Origin of the sequence: Pseudomonas sp. EA_65y_Pfl1_P113 (assembly GCF_963970525.1) — a bacterium.
Lineage (GTDB): Bacteria > Pseudomonadota > Gammaproteobacteria > Pseudomonadales > Pseudomonadaceae > Aquipseudomonas > Aquipseudomonas tritici.
In genome coordinates this window covers 19248-35605 of sequence record NZ_CAXAQM010000029.1, presented here as the reverse complement: position 1 = coordinate 35605, position 16358 = coordinate 19248, and the positions used below count along the sequence as shown (strand labels likewise).

Annotated in this window: 15 protein-coding genes; 9 read left to right on the top strand and 6 right to left on the bottom strand. The window is 58.4% G+C overall.

All coding sequences use genetic code 11. From position 1 onward, the window contains the following. Positions 1 to 2 precede the first annotated feature (2 nt). Genes AACY52_RS22000 through AACY52_RS21985 form a run of 4 tightly spaced genes read right to left on the bottom strand, consistent with a single transcriptional unit; the run spans position 3 to position 4757 of the window. Positions 3 to 995: a serine O-acetyltransferase gene (locus AACY52_RS22000; RefSeq protein ID WP_339560776.1), complete on the bottom strand. Its 993-nt coding sequence runs from the start codon at positions 993 to 995 to the stop codon at positions 3 to 5. Positions 996 to 1032: 37 nt separating this feature from the next. Beyond that, on the bottom strand, positions 1033 to 1947 hold the full coding sequence (locus AACY52_RS21995; protein ID WP_339418826.1) for a cysteine synthase family protein: 915 nt from the start codon (positions 1945 to 1947) through the stop codon (positions 1033 to 1035). A gap of 15 nt (positions 1948 to 1962) precedes the next feature. Further along, positions 1963 to 3825, bottom strand: coding sequence for a molybdopterin-synthase adenylyltransferase MoeB (moeB, locus tag AACY52_RS21990; protein ID WP_339493475.1), 1863 nt, complete (start codon positions 3823 to 3825; stop codon positions 1963 to 1965). Positions 3826 to 3863: 38 nt separating this feature from the next. After that, positions 3864 to 4757, bottom strand: a complete 894-nt coding sequence (locus AACY52_RS21985; protein WP_175403055.1) for a DMT family transporter — start codon at positions 4755 to 4757, stop codon at positions 3864 to 3866. Positions 4758 to 4917: 160 nt separating this feature from the next. On the opposite strand from AACY52_RS21985, the gene AACY52_RS21980 reads away from it, so the two are divergent. Then, on the top strand, positions 4918 to 6342 hold the full coding sequence (locus AACY52_RS21980; RefSeq protein ID WP_339418822.1) for a PLP-dependent aminotransferase family protein: 1425 nt from the start codon (positions 4918 to 4920) through the stop codon (positions 6340 to 6342). A 107-nt stretch (positions 6343 to 6449) separates the two neighbouring features. On the opposite strand, the gene AACY52_RS21975 is transcribed toward AACY52_RS21980, so the two are convergent. Next, the gene (locus AACY52_RS21975; RefSeq protein WP_027603681.1) at positions 6450 to 7268 is read right to left on the bottom strand and encodes a pyruvate, water dikinase regulatory protein; all 819 of its coding nucleotides are present in this window, start codon (positions 7266 to 7268) and stop codon (positions 6450 to 6452) included. Between the two features lie 178 nt (positions 7269 to 7446). On the opposite strand from AACY52_RS21975, the gene ppsA reads away from it, so the two are divergent. The 8 genes from ppsA (at position 7447) to AACY52_RS21935 (ending at position 15532) form a co-directional block, all read left to right on the top strand. Beyond that, complete coding sequence (ppsA, locus tag AACY52_RS21970) at positions 7447 to 9822, top strand: phosphoenolpyruvate synthase (RefSeq protein WP_339560775.1); 2376 nt, start codon at positions 7447 to 7449, stop codon at positions 9820 to 9822. Positions 9823 to 9928: 106 nt separating this feature from the next. Next, the gene (locus AACY52_RS21965) at positions 9929 to 10918 is read left to right on the top strand and encodes an alpha/beta fold hydrolase (RefSeq protein ID WP_339418817.1); all 990 of its coding nucleotides are present in this window, start codon (positions 9929 to 9931) and stop codon (positions 10916 to 10918) included. A 188-nt stretch (positions 10919 to 11106) separates the two neighbouring features. Next, a complete protein-coding gene (gene rraA / locus AACY52_RS21960) occupies positions 11107 to 11598 on the top strand; it encodes a ribonuclease E activity regulator RraA (RefSeq protein ID WP_339418815.1) in 492 nt (163 codons plus the stop codon). 13 nt (positions 11599 to 11611) lie between these two features. Next, a complete protein-coding gene (locus tag AACY52_RS21955) occupies positions 11612 to 12607 on the top strand; it encodes a zinc transporter ZntB (RefSeq protein WP_339418813.1) in 996 nt (331 codons plus the stop codon). A gap of 86 nt (positions 12608 to 12693) precedes the next feature. After that, on the top strand, positions 12694 to 12939 hold the full coding sequence (locus AACY52_RS21950; protein WP_025854229.1) for a hypothetical protein: 246 nt from the start codon (positions 12694 to 12696) through the stop codon (positions 12937 to 12939). A 2-nt stretch (positions 12940 to 12941) separates the two neighbouring features. Next, positions 12942 to 13766, top strand: a complete 825-nt coding sequence (locus AACY52_RS21945; protein WP_131699687.1) for a mechanosensitive ion channel domain-containing protein — start codon at positions 12942 to 12944, stop codon at positions 13764 to 13766. 87 nt (positions 13767 to 13853) lie between these two features. Continuing rightward, the gene (gene sigX, locus AACY52_RS21940) at positions 13854 to 14444 is read left to right on the top strand and encodes an RNA polymerase sigma factor SigX (protein ID WP_259193740.1); all 591 of its coding nucleotides are present in this window, start codon (positions 13854 to 13856) and stop codon (positions 14442 to 14444) included. Between the two features lie 107 nt (positions 14445 to 14551). Further along, entirely contained in the window at positions 14552 to 15532 is a 981-nt protein-coding gene (locus tag AACY52_RS21935) for an OmpA family protein (RefSeq protein WP_339418808.1), read from the top strand. A gap of 60 nt (positions 15533 to 15592) precedes the next feature. Here the strand turns inward: AACY52_RS21935 and cobA are convergent, their stop codons facing one another. Beyond that, complete coding sequence (gene cobA, locus AACY52_RS21930; RefSeq protein ID WP_339418806.1) at positions 15593 to 16336, bottom strand: uroporphyrinogen-III C-methyltransferase; 744 nt, start codon at positions 16334 to 16336, stop codon at positions 15593 to 15595. Positions 16337 to 16358 lie beyond the last annotated feature (22 nt).

Here is a 16358-nt window from a genome sequence, read left to right as displayed (position 1 = left end):
GTTCAACCTCGCACGATCAGTGGGCTGGCTTGCAGCAGGGAACGCACCATTGCACTCAAGCCAGGAGGTGAGAGCAGGGTGATTTCAAATTCGGGGCCGCAGACCTTCAGGTTCAGTGGCAAGCGCGGCAATGGGTTGCCCGACTCCACCCGGTGCAACCGGAACTGCACTTGGTGACGCTCTTTTACCGTGGGCTCCAGCATCAGGCCCTGCAAGGGGTGAAAGTCGGCGTCCAGCACCGTCACCTTGTGGCTGGCATTGATCTCGCCAACCACATGTAACCGCTCATCCAGGGCGAAGGCGCCGAGGTAGTTGCTGTGGTCCGACTCATCGTTCTTTTGCAGTTGGATCTGGTTCACCACCTTCACTTTGGTGCCAGCGGGAACGTCCTGCGTGATCACGCAGGATGGGCTGATAAATACGTTGTCGCCGATCAGTACATAGCCCAGCACGCGGGCGCCGGAGCCGACTTCGACGTTATTGCCCAGGCGCGGGTGGCGCTTGCCGTCGGGGTTGTTGGCGATGCCACGGGCGCCCAGGGTGACGCCGCAGAGGATGTAGCAGTCGTTGCCAATCTCGCAGGTTTCGCCGATCACCGTGCCGTAGCCGTGGTCCAGCACGAAGCGTCGGCCGATCCGCGCTGCCGGGTGAATCTCGGCGCCGGAGAGCACTTTGCCCTGGTTACTGAGCTTGAGCGCGATGCGGGAAAACATCCCGTTGGTCTGGTCGGGAAAGTTCCACACCAAGTGCGCCAGCCGGTAATACAGCACCGCCTTGAACGAAGCGTAGGACTCCAGGATCAGCTCGCCACGCCCACGTGATGCCGGATCGCGGTAGGCGTAGGCGATCAGGTCCTCGGCCACTGCCTGGGCGGCATTCTGGATCAACGGTGCCAGGTGCGGTTCCAGCTGTTTCATTTGCACGGGTGTGAGGGTCTTGATGAGGTGAGTGATCAACTCATCGTGCAACTGTTGCATGTCGATAAAGCCGCCCATAGAGGCACCCCCGCGTTCTGGATGGTTGGAAAACCGATTATTCGAAACTCGGCAGGTAGCTGTCGGCATTGTCGTAGACCATGGTCAACACCACCGTTTCGGGCGGCAGTTCGGGGGCAAGCTTGGCGATGGCCACCATGCTGGCGGCGGAAGACAGGCCCAGGCTGATGGCGTCGGTGCGCATGATGCGTTTCATCATGTCGATGCATTCCTGGCGCGAGACCTTGAGCATGCCGTCGATCACGCTCAGGTTGAGGATGCTTGGTATCAGGCCAATCGACAGGCCCTGGATGTGGTGCGGCGCGTGCTGGTTTTTCAGCAGGTCACATTCTTCCGGTTCCACGCCCATGACGCGAAGGGCTGGCCAGGCAGCTTTCAGGGTTTCGCCGATGCCGGTGATATGCCCACCGGTGCCGATGCCGCTGACGAAATAGTCTGCGCGTTGCTCGCCAAAGGCGCGGAGGATTTCTGGTGCAGTGGTGTCGCGATGAGTCTGTGGGTTAGCGCCGTTGCGCTGCTGGTTGAGCATCACATAGCTGGGGTTTTCCAGCTGCAGCTCCATGCACTTTTCGCCGTGGGAGTTGTTACCCAGGCGACTGTCCGACAGCACCACCTTGGCTCCGTACAAACGCAGCAACTTCTGTTTTTCGGGGCTGTAGTTGTCGGGGATCACCAGCACTACTTTGTAGCCCAGCACATTGCCGGCCATTACCAGGCCAATGCCGGTATTGCCGCCGCTGGGCTCGATGATGGTTTGCCCGGAGTCGCGGATCAGCACACCCCGGCGCTCGGCGTCGAGGATCATGCCCAACGCGATGCGCGCCTTGTGGCTGCCGCCCGGGTTTAGGGATTCCAGCTTGGCGTAGACCTCGACGCCGAGGTCTTCGGAAAACTGCGCCAGGCGCACGATTGGCGTATGGCCGATCACGTCGAGAATGGAGTTATGCAACATCAGTCAGCCCCCGGCTCAGTACAAAGGCATGTCGGGTTCGACGTCGCGAACCCAGTGTTTCATGCCGCCTTGCAGGACTTTGGTGTTAGCGAAGCCGGCTGCCAGCAAGGTACTGGCGGCTTGTTCGGCCCGGGTTCCGGCGTAGCAGATCAAATAGTGGGTGTTGTCCCGACTGAGGCTGTCGAGGTGCCCGTCCAGTTCGGCGAGGGGGATATGCACCACGCCCGGCAATTTGCACACTTCCAGTTCGCTGGCGTCACGCACGTCCACCAGTACGTCGGCGCTGCGCGGGTGGTCGAGCAGTTGCTTGAGCACGCGGGGCTTGATATAGCGCTCTTCGGCCAGTGAAGGCTTGTTCGGCACTGCGTCGGCGCAGACCGTTGGAGTGTGGGCCTGGCTGTGGCGCAGTTCCGAGCAGCACGGGCAATCAGCGCGGCGCTTGAAGCGGATCTCGCTGAACTTCATCGCCAGCGCATCAAAACGCATCAAGCGCCCGGACAAAGGCTCGCCAATGCCGATCAATAGCTTGATGGCCTCGGTCGCCTGGATCATCCCAACCACGCCGGGCAGTACGCCGATCACGCCCCCGGCGCTGCAATTGGGGGCCAGTTCGGCCGGCGGCGCGCTGGGAAACAGGCAGCGGTAGCACGGGCCGCCTTTGTAGTTGAGCACGCTGATCTGCCCGTCGAAGCGGTAGATGGCGCCGTACACCAAGGGCTTGCCGAGTTGCACGCAGGCGTCGTTGACCAAATAGCGGGTGTCGAAATTGTCGGTGCCGTCGATCACCAGGTCGTAGGCGCCCACCAGTTCCAGGGCGTTGTCGGCATTCAGGGCGGTGTCGTGGGCATTGATCTGGATATGACTGTTGAGGTCTTGCAGGCGCTGCTTGGCGGATTCGACCTTTGGCATACCCAATGTGCTGTTGCCGTGGACGATCTGGCGTTGCAGGTTGCTGCTTTCCACCACATCGAAGTCCACCAGCCCCAGGGTGCCGATGCCGGCGGCTGCCAGGTACAGACTGATCGGCGAACCCAGGCCACCGGTGCCGATGATCAGCACCTTGGCTTTCTTGAGGTTCAACTGACCTCCGCGACCGACACCCGGTAGGGTGATGTGGCGCACATAGCGCTGTACTTCCTCGTTGCTCAAAGCGTCAACGTCGATGCCGCCCGACGTGGCGAGCAGTACTTCGATTCTGGCTTTTTCAGGCAGCCGTTCATCGGCACCAATCAGCTCCTCCTCAGCGGTAAACAGGAAGTGTTCCTTGAGCTGGTTGTTCTTCTCGTGAAACAGGTGCGGACGCAATAGCGGGTGGCTGCCGCAGAGGTTTTCAATGACTTCGCGCAATGTCGATCCGGTGCCCTTGAGGGTCGATTCCGGCAGCTTGGCCACGCGAACCAGAATGTCAGGGAAAGAGACAGCGTTCATGGACAACTCCGTGTGCAGGTCGTTGAAAGGTTTAAGGGCGAAATGCTTGCCATCCCAGGCAAACAGCTTGGAGCCCAGGGCCTGGCCCTGGCGAACGTCTACCACCAGGTAGCTGACGGGGTAGATCGGCTCGCCCATGAACAGCGCCTTGTCCTGGTCTTCGTCGCTGAAATAGGCACCCACATCCGGATGGGAGTGGTAGATCACCACCACCGGGTTGTCGCTGCGAAACGCCTTGTTCATCAGCAGGGTGTCGGCCACCGAAAACGTGTAGCCATTGGCGGCGCTGCGCGGGTACATCTCGGGGTTCTTGCGGTGCAGCTCATTTTGGATATTGCTGCCCAGGTACACGCTGCCGTCGGCGAAGACAAAACCACAGCATTCCTCGGGGTAGCTGCGGCTGGCGTGGGCGTAAATCTGTTCCAGGGCTTTTGGGCGGAGTACGTCCATGTTTCTCTCGCGTTGCTCATGTTGATGGGAAAGGAGGGTCAATTTTTCTTGGCCATGAGTTTCTCGATGGGCAATTTGGTAATCGCAAAGCCGGCCAGCAGAATGGCCGAATACAGCATCAGGTCGCGGGAAATCGCCAAGCCTTCGTACCAGGCGCCGATGATCACCGCGAACACCGGAAAGATGATGAACACGAACGACAGGATGATCGGGCTCAAGCGCTTGAGCAGCATGAAGTACACGATGAACCCACCCACTGAAGCCACCAGCCCCAGGTAGAACAGGGCACTCCAGGAGCGCAGGGTGATGTCTTCGAATGTCGGTGTTTCAAACCACAGCCCGGCGACGAACAGCATCATCCCGGCAATGCCGATGGGCAGAGTGTTGTAGGTGATAACGCTGATGGCGCTGCCTTTTTGCTTGGTAATCACGTAGCACAAGGCATGCATGATTGCGGCGGTCAGGATCGCCAGAACGCCAAAGAACTCCGCGTGGTCCAGGTGCAGGCCCTGGCTCTTGATGATCATGTAGAGGCTGCCGAAGCCGATACCGATGCCGACCACCTGGGAAAAGTAGATACGTTCGCGCAGGAACAGCGCGGAGAAAATCAGGATGAATACCGGCATGCAGCTGAATAACAAAGCGGTGAGGCCGGACGAGACATGCATCTCGCCGTAGTTGAGCAGGTAGTAGGGCACGCTGAAGTAGGACAAGGTCACGAACACGAAGAACCAGCGGCTCTCACGGGGAAACAGGATCGGCTCGCGACGCACCATGGCAAAACACAGGAACAGCGGGAAGGCGATGAGGAAGCGCAAACCGGCGGAGGTCAGTGGCGGAACGCTCTCCACGGCAATCTTGATCCCCAGCCAGGTTGTGCCCCAGCTCAGGCACACGATCAGGAACATCACGCTGGTGACCAAGCCGGCCAACCACTGTTTTTGGGGTTTTGTCTTGGCAGTGTTTTCGAGAACGGCGGACATTGGCATCGTTTATTGCTTCCCTGAGCCGGAATTGAACTCTATATTGAGCGTGTAATGAGTTGTAAAATTCGGCGATTGAACCCGTAAAAGCACACTATTAGGGCGAAAGATGGCTGTCAAAACAAATATTGACATGGTGTCAATTATGCGTGAGGGGTTGTCCAGCGGGCAGGGCGTGAAGTACAAGCGCCTGTCCGATGTCATGGAGCGGGGCATCCTCGAAGGCTTGATTGAGCCGGGACGAAAACTGCCGCCCCATCGGGTGCTTTCCGACAATCTTGGCGTCACCATCGGCACTATCAGCCGCGCTTACGGCGAGCTGGAACGTCTGGGGTTGGTTGTCGCGCGGGTCGGTGACGGCACGTTCGTGCGCAAGCGTGGGATGGAGCGCCAGCGCGATGAAGGTTTTCGCAACTTCAGCGAAGAGCCGCGCCAGTTTTTCGACATGAGCCGCAACATGCACATCCCAGGGCAGGAAACGCTGTTTCTGGCCCAGAGCTTCCAAACCCTGTCGACCAATGCCAAGTTTCTCCAAGATATCAGTGCCTACACCCCGGACGCCGGCCTGCCGCGCTACCGCGAAGCCGGTGCGCAGTGGCTGGTGCAGCGTGATTTTCATCCGATCCCCGAGCAAGTCATCTGCGTCAACGGCGGCCAGCATGGCTTGCTGTGCTCGCTGATGGCGCTGTTGCGGGCCGGCGATACGGTGGTCACCGAACAGCTGACTTACCCCGGTTTGATCACCGCCGCGCGCATGCTGGGTATCCGGTTGATCGGCCTGGAAATGGATGAAGAAGGTGTGCTGCCGAGCGCGCTGGATGAAGTCTGTCGTAATCACCGGGTCTCAGCGCTGTATTGCACGCCGACCATCCAGAACCCGACCACCGCGGTGCTCTCGGTGGCGCGTCGCGAAGCCTTGGTCAGGGTGTGTCGGGAACACAACCTGCTGATTCTTGAGGATGAAGCCCACGGTGTGCTGGTCGAAGACCGACCACCGCCCCTCAGCTATTTCGCCCCCGAGCGTACGATTTTGATCAGTAGTCTGAGCAAGGCGGTGTCGGCCGGGCTACGTGTGGGCTATGTGCATGCGCCGCCGGCGTTGGTCAGCCGTATTTCGGCGGCGCTGCGTTCGACCTGCTGGATGGCCACGCCTGTCACCCTTGAGTTGGCCACCCAGTGGATCGAAAACGGCACGGCGCAATACCTGTTGCGCCAGCAGATCAATGAGATCAGCCGCCGTAAGGCGCTGGTACGTGATCTTCTGGCGGGCCTGGAATACCGCACCCACCTCAACAGCCCGCATTTCTGGATTGAAGTACCGGAGCCGTGGCGGGCGTCGGAAATCGAGGCGGAGCTCAGGCAGAACAACTACTTGATTGCTACGGCCGAGGCGTTTGCCGTGGGGCAGACGGCGGTGCCGCAGTTTATTCGGGCGAGTATCTGTAATACGTCGGGGGATGATCAGTTGTTGCGGGCGGGGTTTGATGCGTTGGCCACCGCGCTGGGGCAGGGGGGAGGAAGGTTTCAGCTATAAGCTATAAGCTATAAGCGCCAAGCCACAAGCCACAAGCCACAAGCTGCAAGCTGCAAGACTAGAAGAGCCGATTGGTTCTTTCTTGTAGCTTGTAGCTTGCAACTGCTTCACTTGAACCTGCGCTCCACACCTTTCTCCACCAGAATCTTCGCCGAAATCTCTTCCACCGAAAAATGCGTGGAATTGATATGCGCAATATTTTCGCGCCGGAACAGATTTTCTACCTCGCGCACCTCGAACTCGCACTGGGCATAGCTAGAGTAGCGGCTATTAGGCTTGCGCTCATTGCGGATCGCAGTCAGGCGGTCCGGATCGATTGTCAGGCCAAACAGCTTATGCGAATGCGCCCGCAGGGCGGCCGGCAGCGTCAGGTGCTCCATGTCATCTTCGGTCAGCGGGTAGTTGGCCGCACGAATGCCGAATTGCATAGCCATGTACAGACAGGTCGGGGTCTTGCCGCAGCGCGACACGCCCACCAGGATCAGGTCGGCTTTATCGTAATAGTGAGTGCGGGCGCCGTCATCGTTGTCGAGGGCGAAGTTGACGGCCTCGATACGCTCCATATAGTTGGAGTTATGACCAATGGAATGGGACTTTCCTACTGAATAGGAGGAGTGTTCACTCAACTCCTGCTCCAGTGGCGCCAGGAACGTCGAGAAGATGTCGATCATGAAACCATTGGAGGTTGCGAGTATCTCACGGATGTCTTGATTGACGATGGTGTCAAAAATGATCGGCCGAAAGCCGTCTTTTTCAGCTGCCAGATTGATTTGTTGTACCATGGCCCGCGCTTTATCCACGCTGTCGATATAGGGCCGCGTGAATTTGGCGAAGGTATTGTTTTCGAACTGCGCGAGCAGGCTTTGACCCAATGTTTCGGCTGTGATGCCGGTGCCGTCGGAGATAAAGAAAGCAGATCGTTTCATTTGAGCCCTGGGCCTTAAGCTGATGGCGAATCTTGGATATGATAGGCGCGATTTTGCCGTCCCGCAGTGGGCCGCATTCTCACTTATTTTCCAGGTCCAGGCCACAAGCGCTGGCGAATGCTCCTACTGAGCTGCCGGCGTCCTGAGCTTTTCCAACACAGTTAGTGGAGAGATCACCTTGGTAGAGTACGTAGTTTCCCTCGATAAGCTCGGCGTCCATGATGTAGAGCACGTGGGGGGCAAGAACGCATCCCTCGGCGAGATGATCAGTAATCTTGCAGGCGCTGGTGTGTCGGTGCCTGGTGGTTTCGCCACCACGGCCCAGGCTTACCGGGATTTCCTCGAACTGAGCGGCCTCAACGCTCAGATCCACGCCGCGCTGGACGCTCTGGACGTCGATGACGTCAACGCCCTGTCCAAGACCGGCGCCCAGATCCGCCAGTGGATCATGGACGCCGAGTTCCCTGAGAAGCTCAACGAAGAAATCCGCGTCGCCTTCGCTGCCCTGTCGGCTGGCAACCCGGACATGGCCGTCGCCGTGCGCTCGTCGGCCACCGCCGAAGACCTGCCAGACGCCTCCTTTGCCGGCCAGCAAGAGACCTTCCTGAACATCCGCGGCATGGAAAACGTGATCCGCGCGGCCAAGGAAGTGTTCGCCTCGCTGTTCAATGATCGCGCGATTTCCTACCGTGTGCACCAAGGTTTCGACCACAAGCTGGTGGCCTTGTCCGCCGGTGTACAGCGTATGGTGCGTTCGGAAACCGGCACCGCCGGCGTGATGTTCACCCTCGATACCGAATCGGGCTTCCGTGACGTGGTGTTCATCACCGGCGCCTACGGCCTGGGCGAAACCGTTGTACAGGGCGCGGTCAACCCAGACGAATTCTACGTACACAAGCACACCCTTGAAGCCGGCCGTCCGGCCATCTTGCGCCGCAACCTGGGCAGCAAGGCCATCAAGATGATCTACGGCGACGAGGCCAAGGCCGGTCGCTCGGTTAAAACCGTTGATGTCGACAAGGCCGAGCGCGCGCGTTTCTGCCTGACCGACGCTGAAGTCAGCGAATTGGCTAAACAAGCGATGATCATCGAAAAGCACTACAAGTGCCCGATGGACATCGAGTGGGCCAAAGACGGTGACGACGGCAAGCTTTACATCGTGCAGGCCCGTCCGGAAACCGTGAAGAGCCGCACTTCGGCCAATGTCATGGAACGCTACCTGCTGAAAGAAACCGGTACTGTACTGGTGGAAGGCCGTGCCATCGGCCAGCGCATCGGCGCCGGCAAGGTGCGGATCATCAAGGACGTGTCCGAAATGGACAAAGTCCAGCCAGGTGACGTACTGGTTTCCGACATGACCGACCCGGACTGGGAACCGGTGATGAAACGCGCCAGCGCCATCGTCACCAACCGGGGCGGGCGTACCTGCCACGCGGCGATCATCGCCCGTGAGCTGGGCATTCCTGCGGTAGTGGGTTGCGGTAACGCCACCCAACTGCTCAAGGACGGCCAGGGCGTGACGGTTTCCTGCGCCGAAGGTGACACCGGCTTTATCTTTGAAGGCGAACTGGGCTTCGATATCAAGCAGAACTCCATCGACGCCATGCCCGACCTGCCGTTCAAGATCATGATGAACGTCGGCAACCCGGACCGTGCCTTTGACTTCGCGCAGTTGCCGAACGCCGGTGTTGGCCTGGCCCGCCTGGAGTTCATCATCAACCGCATGATCGGCGTGCACCCCAAGGCCCTGTTGAACTATGACGGCCTGCCGCTGGATATTAAAGAAAGCGTCGACAAGCGCATCGCTGGCTATAACGATCCGGTGGGCTTCTACGTCGAGAAGCTGGTGGAAGGCATCAGCACCCTGGCGGCGGCGTTCTACCCGAAAAAGGTCATCGTGCGCCTGTCGGACTTCAAGTCCAACGAGTACGCCAACCTGATCGGCGGAAAACTCTACGAGCCGGAAGAAGAAAACCCGATGCTGGGTTTCCGTGGCGCCTCGCGTTACATCAGCGAAGCGTTCCGTGACTGCTTCGAACTCGAATGCCGCGCCCTCAAGCGCGTGCGCAACGAGATGGGCCTGACCAACGTCGAGATCATGGTGCCGTTTGTGCGCACCCTGGGCGAAGCGAGCCAAGTGGTTGACCTGCTGGCGGAAAACGGCCTGTCCCGTGGCGAAAACGGCCTGCGCATCATCATGATGTGCGAACTGCCGTCCAACGCCATCCTGGCTGAAGAGTTCCTGGAATTCTTCGACGGTTTCTCCATCGGCTCCAACGACCTGACCCAGCTGACCCTGGGCCTGGATCGCGACTCCGGGATCATCGCTCACCTGTTCGACGAGCGTAACCCTGCCGTCAAGAAGCTGTTGGCCAATGCTATCCAGGCTTGTAACAAGGCCGGCAAGTACATCGGTATCTGCGGCCAAGGCCCTTCCGATCACCCGGACCTGGCCAAATGGCTGATGGAGCAGGGCATCGAAAGTGTCTCGCTGAACCCTGATTCCGTGCTGGAAACCTGGTTCTTCCTGGCGGAAGGCCAAGCGTCGGCCTAAGGTCGTCACGTCAAAAGTGCCGGTCACCCGCTGAGGGTGACCGGCATTCTTATCTGTGCAGGGCGGAAATCCTTCCGGACGCCGCCCTTTTTTGTGCAAGAGCATTATGCAAAGCAGCAGCAACCTGTTTCCCGTCGCCCTGATCAGCGCTGAACGTCGTGGCGACCTGAGTGAAGATGTATACCGCCTTAAACCTGGCAACAGCCCCGACGGCACCGTGGAGTTGGCGGTTACCCGTTTGGGCTTGGCCGATGCCTCGGAAAACCGCGGTATTCCGGTAATTTTGTTGCATGGCAGTTTTTCCAATCGGCGCTTCTGGTATTCGCCCAAGGGGATCGGCCTGGGCGCTTATCTGGCGCGCCAGGGCTTTGATGTGTGGATCCCGGAAATGCGTGGCCACGGCTTGTCCAAGCGCAATCATCACTACGCTCGCAACCGCGTCGCGGACTACGCACGCTATGACTTACCGGCCATTGGCGCATTTGTGCGTGAGCAAAGCCGACAGGTTCCACACTGGATCGGCCACTCCCTGGGCGGGACAAGCTTGGCGGCGGCCTTGGGCGGGCAGCACCTTGGCGCGCCGGCAGTGGCTTCAGTGGCACTGTTTGGCTGTCAGGTCAGTCGCACCCACTGGCCGTTGAAACTCCCCCCGGTGGAATGGACGGGCCGCTTGCTCTTGAAGCGCTTCGGCGAGCTGTCTGGCTCGCGCTTCAAGCGCGGCCCGGAGGACGAGCCTGCGGGCGTGTTGATCGAAGCTATGCGCTGGAATGGCCTGTTCGGGCGGTTTGGTGAAGGTAAACACGACTGGTGGAAAGGCTTGGCAAGCGTCGATGTGCCGCTGCTGGCTGTCAGTGCTGCCGGGGATCATCAAGACCCCGACTGGGCCTGCCGCAAGTTGTTTGAGCAAGTCGGCTCCGAGCACCGCCAATACTTGTGCCTGGGCCGCCAGCGGGGGTTTAGCGGGGATTTCGGGCATGTGGAAATGCTCGTCAGCAAAGCCGCGCAGGTCGAAGTGTGGCCATTGGTGGCGCAGTGGCTGAAAGATCCGCTCACACCCTTGTCTGGCGCGCAAGCCGAGGTATTGGCCGAGGCTTGAAGGAGCGCTCTGCCAAGGGCGTTTCACTCGTGTGTGGTTGCGGCTAAGATATGACGCGTCAAACGCTTCTGGTCATATTCAGTCGCGCAGTGGCTGTTGCGTTGCGGCGAAGCGGATGGGATGTTTCGCACCTGCTTGGCCTGGCGCTTCTTTCGAAAGACACCTCTTTGACTTAAAGGAATTTTTCAATGAACCATTACGTGACTCCCGACCTGTGCGACGCCTACCCGGATCGGGTGCAAGTGCTTGAGCCGATGTTCAGCAATTTCGGCGGACGAGATTCGTTTGGCGGCGAGATTGTCACCATCAAATGCTTCGAAGATAACTCCCTGGTCAAGGAACAAGCCGACCAGCCTGGCGCTGGCAAGGTGCTGGTGGTCGACGGGGGTGGTTCGCTGCGCCGCGCGCTGCTGGGCGACATGATTGCCGAGAAAGCCGCGAAAAACGGCTGGGAAGGCCTGGTGATCTACGGCTGCATCCGTGACGTCGATGTGATCGCCCAGACTGACCTGGGTGTTCAGGCTCTGGCCAGCCATCCGATGAAGACCGACAAACGCGGTATCGGTGACCTGAACGTAGTGGTCACGTTTGCAGGCGTGACGTTTCGCCCGGGTGAATACGTATACGCCGATAACAACGGCGTGATCGTTTCACCCAGTCCGCTGAAAATGCCTGAATAAGACAGGAGTGAGGATGTTCGAGGAAGAAAACGCGCAATGGGGGCTGGTGCATGCCCTGGTGCTGGACGGTAAAGGCGGTGCGCGTTCGATTGCCCGGACTGAACTCGATGATTTGCAACTGCAGCCCCAGGAAAGCCTCTGGCTGCATTGGGATCGCAGCCACCCGCAAACCCAGACCTGGCTACGTAAATCCAGTGGGTTGAGTGAATTCGCCTGTGACCTGTTGCTGGAGGAAAATACCCGGCCGCGCCTGTTGCCGCTGCCGGACTCGGAATTGCTGTTGTTCCTGCGTGGGGTCAACCTCAACCCGGGCGCAGAACCGGAAGATATGGTTTCGGTGCGTATTTTCGCGGCGGCCAGTCGTGTGATTTCCCTGCGATTGCGCCCGTTGCGCGCCACTGATGAGTTGCTAGTGCAATTGGCGGACGGTAAGGGGCCTAGAACCGCGTCGGAACTCATCCTTTATATGGCGCAGTACTTGACCCATAAAGTGCAGGATTTGGTCGCCGACCTGTCGGAAGTCGTCGACGCTGAGGAAGAAAAACTCGATACCGACGAACGGTATACCCCGGAACATGGCAGCGTTTTACAGATCCGTCGGCGAGCGGCCGGGCTGAAGCGATTCCTCGCGCCGCAGCGGGATATTTTTGCCCAGCTCACACGCATCAAATTACCCTGGTTCTGCGATGACGATGCCGACTACTGGAACGAATTGAACAACAGCCTGACCCGTTACTTGGAAGAGCTCGAATTGACCCGAGAGCGCGTGGGGCTTGTGCTTGAGGCCGAAGATCGGCGCTTGAGCGTGCGTATGAACCGCACCATGTACCGCTTCGGGATCATTACCGGGATCTTCCTGCCGATGAGTTTTCTCACCGGTCTGCTGGGTATAAATGTGGGGGGTATTCCGTTCTCCGCCAGCCCCTATGGATTCATGATTGCGTGCCTGTTGATGGCCTCGGTTGCGCTCGGCCAGTGGTGGCTTTTTCGACGGTTGCGCTGGGTTTGAGCTGAATATGAGCTGAACGTAGGAAAGGTCGTATGTGACCCCGAGAATTTTACCCTCGTCTTTTAAAACACTTGCGAGAGGTCTTTATGCACGATCCGTTCGAACAGTCTTTGCGTGACATGCTCAATGCCTCGCCGTCCAACCGCGACGACGATGCTTGCCTGGGCCGCGTGTTGAAAACCGCCAACCGTCAGGTGGGTGCGGGTGACCTGTTCGGTCTGCTCGGTCGCTGGGTTCCGGCATTGATGATGGCCCTGAACAACGGTTCGGCCCACGTATCGCCGGTTTCCCGTCGTAAACCTCTTGCTCGCACTGCTGATAAGGCTGATTGAATATGGAACTTGATCTCTGGACCCAGAGCCTGGTCACCGCGATGACCGCATTGTGGACTAAGGTGGCGAACTTCATTCCCAACCTGTTTGGTGCACTGGTACTGGTACTGCTGGGCTTTGTCGTGGCCAAGTTGCTCGACACTCTGCTGTCCAAATTGCTTGCAAAACTGGGCCTCGACCGCTTGATGGCAGGCACTGGCCTGACTAAGCTGCTGGGCCGCGCGGGGCTGCAGGTGCCGATCTCCACATTGATCGGCAAAATCGTTTATTGGTTTGTTTTGTTGATTTTCCTGGTTTCTGCGGCTCAATCCCTTGGGCTTGAGCGAGTATCAGCTACGCTCGACATGCTGGCGCTGTATTTGCCGAAAGTTTTCGGCGGCGCGCTGGTATTGCTGGTAGGCGTTTTGCTGGCGCAATTGGCCAATGGGCTGGTGCGTGGCGCCGCTGAAGGTGTGGGGCTGGACTATGCCGCCGGTCTTGGGCGAATCGCTCAGGGACTGGTAATCATCATCAGTATTTCGGTCGCGATCAGCCAGTTGGAGGTCAAGACTGACCTGCTCAACCACGTGATTGTGATCGTTTTGATTACCGTTGGTCTGGCCGTTGCGCTGGCCATGGGCTTGGGAAGCCGGGAAATTGCCAGTCAGATTCTTGCGGGAATCTATGTGCGTGAGCTGTATCAGGTAGGGCAACAGGTGCGTGTGGGCGAGGTCGAAGGGCAAATCGAAGAGATCGGCACAGTCAAGACGACAGTACTCACCGATGACGGCGACCTGGTGTCGTTGTCCAATCGGATTCTCCTCGAGCAGCAGGTCAGTAGCCGCTAATCCGGAAAACCCTGCTAATGTACGCCGCCGCGAGCCCGGCTGACCGGGCAGTGGCGGACATTGACCTGACTGTCGGCACGACTTGTTTTGAATAAAGCCCAAACGCTGTCCACGCGCTATGACCCCCGTGAGCTCTCTGATGAGGAACTGGTCGCGCGCGCGCACACGGAGCTGTTTCACATAACTCGTGCGTATGAAGAATTGATGCGCAGATATCAACGCACTCTGTTCAACGTTTGTTCAAGGTATTTAGGGAACGATAGAGATGCGGATGATGTCTGTCAGGAAGTGATGCTCAAGGTGCTGTACGGCCTGAAGAACTTCGAGGGCAAATCGAAGTTCAAAACGTGGCTGTACAGCATCACCTACAACGAGTGCATCACGCAGTATCGGAAGGAACGGCGAAAGCGTCGCTTGATGGACGCCTTGAGTCTTGACCCCCTTGAGGAGGCGTCTGAAGAAAAGGCGCCGGCACCCGAGGAGAAGGGCGGACTTGATCGCTGGTTGGTGTATGTGAACCCGATTGACCGCGAAATTCTGGTGCTACGATTTGTCGCAGAGCTGGAATTTCAGGAAATCGCTGACATCATGCACATGGGTTTGAGTGCTACAAAAATGCGTTACAAACGTGCTCTTGATAAATTACGTGAGAAATTTGCGGGCGAGACTGAAACTTAGTGCGTGGCAAATATCTCTTACGTGTAGGCAAGTTCTGTTAGACTTGTCGCCGAGTTGTCCCCCGGTTTGTGGGACTGCTTTACAATCACCAGATGGGGATTTAACGGATGAAACTGAAAAACACCTTGGGCTTGGCCATTGGTTCTCTTATTGCCGCTACTTCTTTCGGCGTTCTGGCACAAGGCCAAGGCGCAGTTGAAGGCGAGCTGTTCTACAAGAAGCAGTACAACGATAGCGTCAAGCACATCGAAGACGGCTTCAATCCTGGCGCTCGCATCGGTTATTTCCTGACCGACGACCTGTCCTTGAACCTGTCGTACGACAAGACCAACCACACCCGTTCGAACGACGGTACTGGTAACCAGAAGATCAAAGGCGATACCGGCAGCTTGGTTGCCCAGTATCACTTCGGTCAAGCTGGCGTAGACAGCCTGCGTCCGTACGTAGAAGGCGGTTTCGGCCACCAGAGCCGTACCAACGTTCTGGCTGACGGCCACAGCGGTCGCGACCACACTACTTTCGCTACCGTTGGTACTGGCGTGAAGTACTACTTCACCAACAACCTGTACGCTCGTGCCGGTGTTGAAGCTGACTACGGTCTGGACAACGGCAAGTGGGACTACTCCGCACTGGTCGGCCTGGGCGTGAACTTCGGCGGTAACGCTGGTGCAGCAGCTCCAGCCCCTACCCCAGCACCAGCTCCAGAGCCAACTCCAGAGCCAGAAGCTCCAGTTGCTCAGGTTGTTCGTGTTGAGCTGGACGTTAAGTTCGACTTCGACAAGGCCGTTGTTAAGCCTAACAGCTACAGCGACGTTAAAAACCTGGCCGACTTCATGGCTCAGTACCCAGCTACCAACGTAGAAGTTGCTGGTCACACTGACTCCGTAGGTCCAGACGCTTACAACCAGAAGCTGTCCCAGCGTCGTGCTGACGCTGTTAAGCAAGTCCTGGTTAAAGACGGCGTTGCTCCAAGCCGTGTAACCGCAGTAGGTTACGGCGAATCCCGCCCAGTTGCTGACAACGCAACTGAAGCTGGTCGCGCTGTTAACCGTCGCGTAGAAGCGTCGGTTGAAGCTACCGCTCAGTAATTACTGAGTTGTAGAAAAAAGCCCGGCTTAGGCCGGGCTTTTTTTCGCCTGTGATTTGCCTCAGGCGCTGGCTGTATCTGCCAGGCAAACAGCCTGTTCGGTGGCGGCAACGCGGCCGATCACCAAGATTGCCGGGCTCTTCAGGGCAAACGCACGGGCGTCCTCATGCATATGGGACAGATCGCTGCGGCACTCCCTTTGTTGCGGCAACGATGCATTTTCGATCATCGCCACCGGCATATCCGGCATCATCCCGCCATCCAGTAATTGCTGGCGAATCTCCTCCAGTTTCGCCACGCCCATATACACCACCAAGGTTGTCCCGCCCTCTGCCAGGGCACGCCAATTCAGGCTGCTGTCGTCCTGAGTATGTGCCGTGACCAGGGTCACGCCACGGCTTACCCCGCGCAACGTCAACGGAACCGCGCAATTCGTAGCGCCGGCCAGGCCCGCGGTAATCCCGTTGACCAATTCCACCTCGATGCCTCGCTCACGCAACCACACCGCTTCTTCACCGCCGCGCCCGAAAATGCACGGGTCGCCACCCTTGAGCCGCACTACGCATTTGCCCTGGCGCGCATAACGCAGCATCAGGCGGTGGATAAAAGCCTGCGGAGTCGAGCGGCAGCCACCGCGTTTCCCCACGATAATCACCCGCGCTTCGGCACAGTGTTCCAGCACCGCCGGGTTTACCAGATCATCGACCAGTACCACATCGGCTTCGCGCATGGCCCGAACGGCCTTGAGTGTCAACAGCTCCGGGTCACCGGGACCTGCGCCTACCAGCCAGACTTTTGCGTTCATAGGTTTTTCCTCGTCCAGGGAT